Here is a 3,642-nt window from a genome sequence, read left to right as displayed (position 1 = left end):
TGGCGATGCGTCGCTCGGAGGGCGGGACATGGCAGGATCCGCAAACGCTGGCGCACTACGCGCAGATCGGAGCGAAGCTGTACCGGGTTGCCAAAGACGAGGCCGCGTCGACGGAAGGGTATGTGGTATGGAATCCGGTGGATGCCACTGGCAATGCACGGGAGCGGACAATCCGTCTGGAAAACCGGGGTGGCCAGTGGCAGCAGGCGCGGAATGCTCCGGGTCTGAAGGGTGGGGCGCCTGAACCCCATCGCTTGCCCCAGCTGTCAGCGGATGAGGTGGACAACGAACTCGCGAATCTGGACGACAGGCCGCATTCTGGCTCGTCCGTTGACGTTGCACCTCAAGGCCGGAGGGCAGACCCGGCAGGCACGGCGCTGGTTGACTGGGCCCACGCGGAGCAGGCGCGTGGACTGCCGCTTTCCCATGCGGAGCAGCAGATCCACGACAGCCTGTACGCTCCAGTGCGTCGACAGCCTGCTGCCCCCCTCCCGGGCAGCAGTCGCGCAAAGCCCCGTGCACGGCTCGTGCCGGCATTACCTGAACACATCGATCTGCTGAAGGATCTGCCCGGGGAACTGGATCGGAGATACCACTCCAGCGTCAGGCGGTTCCTGATGCATCTGGAAGAGCAGGGTCAGTCCTGGTCGCAACTGGTGCCCGTGGGTAGCGTTGCGGGTGCGCGTTCTGCCGCGCTTGAACAGGCCGTCAACGAGGGCCTCCGGCATCATGGCTTGCCGACCAACACGCGGACTGCGCTCAATCAGGCCTTCGGGTTCAGGCTGCAAGGCGACATAACAATAGTTCGGCTTGCGCCGGATCTTCAGGAGCACAAGGATCTGCTGAATGATCTGCCCAAAGAACTGGATCCTGTATACCGCTCCAGCGTCAGGCGGTTCCTGATGCATCTGGAAGAGCAGGAACAGTCATGGTCGCAACTGGTGCCCGCAGGCAGCGGTGCGGGTGCGCGTCCTGCTGCGCTTGAGCAGGCCGTCAACGAGGGGATCCGGCATCATGGCTTGCAGCCTAACACGCGCGCAGCCATCAACCAGGCCTTCGGGTTCAGGCTGCGAGGCGACATAAAAAAAGTTCGGCTTGCACCGGAACTTCAGGAGCACAAGGATCTGCTGAAGGATCTGCCCGAAGAGCTGGATTATCGATACCGCTCCAGCGTCAACCGGTTCCTGGCGCATCTGGAAGAGCAGGGACAGTCATGGTCGCAACTGGTGGCCGCCGGCAGCGGTGCGGGTGCGCGTCCCTCCCCGCTTGAACAGGCCGTCAACGAGGGTATCCGGCATCATGGCTTGCAACACAACACGCGCGCTGCACTTAACCAGGCCTTCGGGTTCAAACTGCAAGGGGACACAAGAATAGTTCGGCTTTCGCCGGATCTTCAGGGGCACAAGGATCTGCTGAAGGATCTGCCCGAAGAACTGGATCGGAGATACCGCTCCAGCGTCAGGCGGTTCCTGGTGCATCTGGAAGAGCAGGGTCAGTCATGGTCGCAACTGGTGCCCACGGGCAGCGGCGCGGGCGCGCGTCCTGCCGCGCTTGAACAGGCCGTCAGCGAGGGGATCCGGCATCATGGCCTGCAGACCAACACGCGCGCTGCGCTCAACGAGGCCTTCGGATTCACGCTGCAAAGTAAAGCGGAAAAGCCGGGATAGTCCGGCCGGCCGTGTCGCGGCAACAATGAGCAGATGTATCCGCCCGAGAACCCCCGTTATTGAGCGAACGTCGCCGACGGCCGACGATTCTCTCATTGCGATGACGGGAGGATCTTCATGCAGGAAACGGAGCGGTTGTCTTGAGAGGCGGCGGCTTTGAGTTCACCGCCCCCGAGAACGCGGCGTAGTAGAGGCACGCGGCCTTGGCGAGAGGTTGTAGGCGAGTATCGAGCAAGCGGGTTGCCGATCCAAGTGTATTGCGAACGCAGCAGGATTTCGCGCGTTGCCGTTCTACCTGTGGACCCGCGAATCGGTGGCGCGGCTCATCGAGCGAAAGTATGGGATCAAGGTGTCGGCGTGGACGGTCGGTCGATACCTGAAGGCATGGGGCATGAGTGTCCGGAAGCCGGTACGGCGAGCATGTGAGAGAAACGATGCGAGCATCGCGCGCTGGCTGAACGAAGACGATGCGCAGATCGCGAAGGAGGCGAAGCGGGAGATGGCGACGATCTACTGGGGTGACGAAATGGGATTGCGCAGTGATCACATCAACGGCACGAGCTTCGCACTCAAAGGGCAAACGCCAGTGGTGCGCGCGACGGGACAACGCTTCGGCTGGAACATGATCTCGGCGATCCCCAACCGCGGGGCATTGAACTTCATGGTCTTCGAGGGCAAGTTCAGGAACGCCACGTTCATCGAATTCCTAAGCGCATGATCAAACAGGCCACACACAAGATCTATCTGATTGTCGACGGCCATCCCGTGCATCGGTCCAGGGCAGTCCGGTGATTCGTCGCCGATCATGCTCACCGTCTGCGTCTGATTCAATTGCCAGGATATTGCCCGGAGCTCAATCCTGACGAGCTGCTCAACCGGGACGTGAAAACCAATGCGCTCGGCAAGAGTCGGCCAACCAGCAAGGCGGAGATGATCGACGGCGTTCGCCGCCATCTGCATCGTCGGCAAAAGGAGCCTCACGTGATTCGCAACCTGTTCGAGGAAAAACACGTTCGGTATGCCGCGTAAGCAGCTATGCACTATTTGATGCTCCCGTCAGTAATTATAGATATCAATTGGTTACGACTGTAGTGCGAACTAAAAGAGACTCAGCCCGACTAACCCGATCACACTCCCGGCCGCCAGCAGCCACAACGGATGAATCCGCGTCGAAAACGCAAGCGCCGCACACACCACGGTGATACTCCACGCAAGCCAGCTCGTATTGGAAGCACGTGCGATCAGCATTGCACTCGCCGCAACAAGGCCTGCCGTGACCGGCACGAGCCCCTTCTGCGCGATGCTGCGCCACGGCCGGTCCTTGAAACGCTCCCACGCGTGCAACTCGAGCGCAGTAACGAGCGACGACGGCCCGAACTTCGCGATCGACGTCACGAGCACGCCAGCCCACCCGGCCACATGCCAACCGACCAGCGTGACGACCATCATGTTCGGCCCCGGCGCCGCCTGAGCGAGCGCGAAGAGTGCGCTGAAGTCACTGGCCGGCATCCAGTGATGCACGTCGACGACTTGGCGCTGCATCTCCGGCAGAATCGTATTGCCGCCACCCAACGCGAGTAGCGAAAGCTGGCTGAAAATCAGCGCAAGCGCGACGAGTGTGACGATCATTGTCGTGCGCCCCTTTCGTTAGCCAACCTTGCGGCATGCGCCGCGAGCGCGATGCTAAGCGGCGTCAGTATCAGCATCGTCGGCAGCAACGGAAAGCGGAACACCGCAATCGCGACGAAGCCGAGCGCGGCAATGCCCGCCGCCATCGGGTTGCGCCGCAGCGGCATCAGGATTTTCGCCGCCATCGCGATCAGCAGGCCCGACGCGGCGGCCGCGAGGCCCGCGAACAGATGCCTCACGTGCGGATCGTTCTGCGTGTGCTCATACAGCACGCCGAGCGCGATCACGATCAGCGACGGCCCGGCGATCAGCCCGAGCAGGCCCGCCAGCGCGCCGCGCCATCCAC

The 3,642-nt window shown here is 62.0% G+C and carries 5 protein-coding genes; 3 read left to right on the top strand and 2 right to left on the bottom strand.

Annotated features, from left to right (window positions below):
- The 3 genes from HV796_RS40720 to HV796_RS45760 form a co-directional block, all read left to right on the top strand.
- Positions 1-1,667: hypothetical protein (locus tag HV796_RS40720; protein WP_175233344.1), on the top strand; the 1,667-nt coding region annotated here is incomplete at its 5' end.
- Between the two features lie 283 nt (positions 1,668-1,950).
- Positions 1,951-2,385, top strand: a complete 435-nt coding sequence (locus tag HV796_RS45050; RefSeq protein WP_246356354.1) for a winged helix-turn-helix domain-containing protein — start codon at positions 1,951-1,953, stop codon at positions 2,383-2,385.
- Between the two features lie 113 nt (positions 2,386-2,498).
- The gene (locus tag HV796_RS45760) at positions 2,499-2,696 is read left to right on the top strand and encodes a hypothetical protein (RefSeq protein ID WP_343053087.1); all 198 of its coding nucleotides are present in this window, start codon (positions 2,499-2,501) and stop codon (positions 2,694-2,696) included.
- A 69-nt stretch (positions 2,697-2,765) separates the two neighbouring features.
- Here HV796_RS45760 and HV796_RS40710 read toward each other — a convergent pair whose 3' ends face one another.
- Both HV796_RS40710 and HV796_RS40705 read right to left on the bottom strand, forming a co-directional pair.
- Entirely contained in the window at positions 2,766-3,296 is a 531-nt protein-coding gene (locus tag HV796_RS40710) for a chromate transporter (protein ID WP_175233343.1), read from the bottom strand.
- Positions 3,293-3,642: chromate transporter (locus HV796_RS40705; RefSeq protein ID WP_175233342.1), on the bottom strand; the 350-nt coding region annotated here is incomplete at its 5' end. The genes HV796_RS40710 and HV796_RS40705, both read right to left, overlap by 4 nt.

This window comes from Paraburkholderia humisilvae, assembly GCF_902859855.1.
In the GTDB taxonomy this organism is placed as follows: domain Bacteria; phylum Pseudomonadota; class Gammaproteobacteria; order Burkholderiales; family Burkholderiaceae; genus Paraburkholderia; species Paraburkholderia humisilvae.
This window is presented reverse-complemented; position numbering and strand designations above follow the sequence as displayed.

Excerpts from the sequence above, each read along its gene's own strand:
- HV796_RS40710 (WP_175233343.1), bottom strand. The coding sequence starts at position 3,296 with ATGATCGTCACACTCGTCGCGCTTGCGCTGATTTTCAGCCAGCTTTCG.